3 protein-coding genes are annotated in these 2,660 nt (G+C 29.6%); 2 read left to right on the forward strand and 1 reads right to left on the reverse strand.

Annotated elements, in window-relative coordinates; translation table 11 throughout:
- Nucleotides 1-161: 161 nt before the first annotated feature.
- Nucleotides 162-740: a 5' nucleotidase, NT5C type gene (locus VLM92_RS05530; protein WP_325275354.1), complete on the forward strand. Its 579-nt coding sequence runs from the start codon at nucleotides 162-164 to the stop codon at nucleotides 738-740.
- Nucleotides 741-947: 207 nt separating this feature from the next.
- On the opposite strand, the gene VLM92_RS05535 is transcribed toward VLM92_RS05530, so the two are convergent.
- Complete coding sequence (locus tag VLM92_RS05535; protein WP_325275355.1) at nucleotides 948-1,832, reverse strand: prohibitin family protein; 885 nt, start codon at nucleotides 1,830-1,832, stop codon at nucleotides 948-950.
- A gap of 246 nt (nucleotides 1,833-2,078) precedes the next feature.
- Between VLM92_RS05535 and VLM92_RS05540 the strand changes: the two genes are divergently transcribed.
- A complete protein-coding gene (locus tag VLM92_RS05540) occupies nucleotides 2,079-2,654 on the forward strand; it encodes a DUF6143 family protein (protein WP_325275356.1) in 576 nt (191 codons plus the stop codon).
- Nucleotides 2,655-2,660: the final 6 nt, after the last annotated feature.

Raw genomic sequence — 2,660 nt, forward strand, 5'->3', positions numbered from 1 at the left:
CTTTATCTAATTTAGTTAACCAATTTTTTTGAAAACAACTTACTGTTTTGTATATTTATGATATTTAGTAAAATCATAATTTTTTTTACATAATTTAATATAGATTTAATTATATCTTAACTTTTAAATACTATAATGAAATCATAAGGAGGTGCAGATGAATGAAAAACTTAAATATTTGCATTGATATTGATGGAACTATAACTGATGCTTATTACTGGCTTGGTCTTTGCAATGAATACTTTAATACCAATATTACTGAAGAAGATGCGACAGAGTATTATATACATAAAGTGTTAGGTGTTGAGGATAAAGAATATTACGAATTCTACGAGAAGCATAAATTTAAGCTACACGCAGATCAGAAGCTTAGAGAGTCTGCTAGATCCGTTATAAGAAAACTCAGCTTGACTCATAATATCTATTTTGTCACTGCAAGAGACAAAAGCCTTGAAATGCTTACTCATACATATTTAAAAAGAAATAGAATTCCTTATGACGATTTATTTGTTTTAGGTAGCCATTACAAAGTTGATACAGCAAATGAATTAAACTGCAGTGTGTTTATTGAAGATAATTATGATAATGCAATTCAGCTTTCAAATGCAGGTTTCAAGGTTCTTCTTTTAGATACAAACTATAATAGAAAACCCTTAAATGAAAATATTAAAAGAGTTTACAATTGGATTGAGATATATAGAGTTATAAATGAACTATTCTTAGAAAGCACCGCAATGTAATAAATTAAGATCGACATAAAAAATTCGCTTCGCTTGAGAGATGTGTCGGCAAATCACTTCATGTCGTCAACTGCCTAGAAATCAGGTCCATTGCTAAAACTTAGTGATTAGAAATTATATGTAAAAAAGGTTGTATCTCTTTTGATACAACCTTTTCGTTTGCTTTTGTATATTTATCTTTCCAATAAAATTATAGAACAACAATTATTATTTTCCTACATCGACAATTAAGCCATTTCCATTTGTTGTCTCAACATTAGGTCTCTTTCCATCCCATTTCTTCAAATATTCCATAGTCGCTTTATAATTCATTAGCTCAGGAGACATAGATTGTTGTATAATTTTATTTGCTTCAGCTTCTCCTTTAGCTTCTATAAGACGGCGTTCTGCCTCTAATTGTGCTTGTTGTTTAGCTATTTCTGTTTTTTGTAATTCTAGTTTTTGCTTTTCTAGTTCTTGTGCTATTTTTTGTCTGTCTTGTATTGCCTTTGCTACATCTTTAGGAACTCTACTTTGAGATATGGCAACTTCTTCTATAAGAACCCCATATGTGTTTGCTCTTTCTTTTACATATGCCGTTAACTGCTTATTAACAGTAGATTTGTTTGTTAAGTGAACTTGCATAGTTGTAAAATCTTTTGTAACTTCAGAACACCAAGCTTTTATTTTAGCTCTCATTATATCTTCCATTATTTCTTGACCTGATTTTCCTCTATATCTTTTAAATACATCATCAACATCACTTTTTTCAAATGAATATTGAACAGTTAAATCTACGTTAACTGCACCATCTGAACATTGTACATCAAAGCTTTCATCAGATTCACTGCCTTCTCTACTATCCTTAGATAAATAAAATTGTTCTGTTGCTACTGAGTACAAAGTTACTTCTTGCCAAGGCATTACAATTTTTAAACCTTCAGTCAAAACTTTATCTTTTACCCCTCCATTTAATGAATAAACAACTCCTACATGCCCTTGAGGTATTTTTTCTGTAAAACCAAATAATAATACAACTCCTACTACTATAACTCCTACAAAACTACTAATAAGAGTTGCTGGCCCTTTAATCTTTTTTTTCACTTCATTCATATTAATCTCCCCCATAAAATACATACTATATATTTATTATATCATTTTTATATTTTGTCCGATTAATATTTGATATAATTAACTTTTTTATATCTCCACTAGCCCATTTGAATGTGCTATTTCACTAAAATAAATAGATGCTATTGGAGAAAAATATAAATATTTGTAACATATTTTACATATTAAGAATATTGTATAGATAAGAAAAGAAATTTTCCTCAAAATTTATCTATATAGGTGATTATAGTGACGAATTCCGACAAAAAAATCGATAAGACTGTATCCATTCCATATGATTTATATGAATCAAAAGAAGGAAATTATTTTATTGGTCAAACACCAATATTAACTGGAGAAGGTGGACGTGCATTAGGAGCATTGGTAAATCCTTGTAATTCAGGCGTTAATATTTATGTAAATGTTATAACTGTAACAAATATTTCAGAACTTAGTTTGTCAGCTGAAATTTATCTTAAATATAAAGTAAAAGGAGGATTAATAAGTGATTTAGTTAGCAGTGCTAACTTAGCTTTTAATCCAGACCCAACTCCTAAAGGACAAATTAAATATCTAAATACAGCTACTGAAGCTCCTAGCACAAGTATAGCTATATTTACTAGGATAGTTTCTCCGTCTTCAACTTTAGTAATTGATGGTAGTCAAATTATCATTCCACCTGGAGAATCTCTTGTTGTTTATCTTGGAGGAATCTTACCTATTGAACAAAATAGTACAAAAGTTGCTTTTGGTTGGTGGGAAGACGAGATATCTAATCATTGTAAATGCTACGATTATAGCAAACCTTGCAGAGCTTATGGTTGATAATTA

The sequence above is a fragment of the Romboutsia sp. genome (assembly GCF_035470145.1).
Taxonomy (GTDB): Bacteria; Bacillota; Clostridia; order Peptostreptococcales; family Peptostreptococcaceae; genus Romboutsia_D.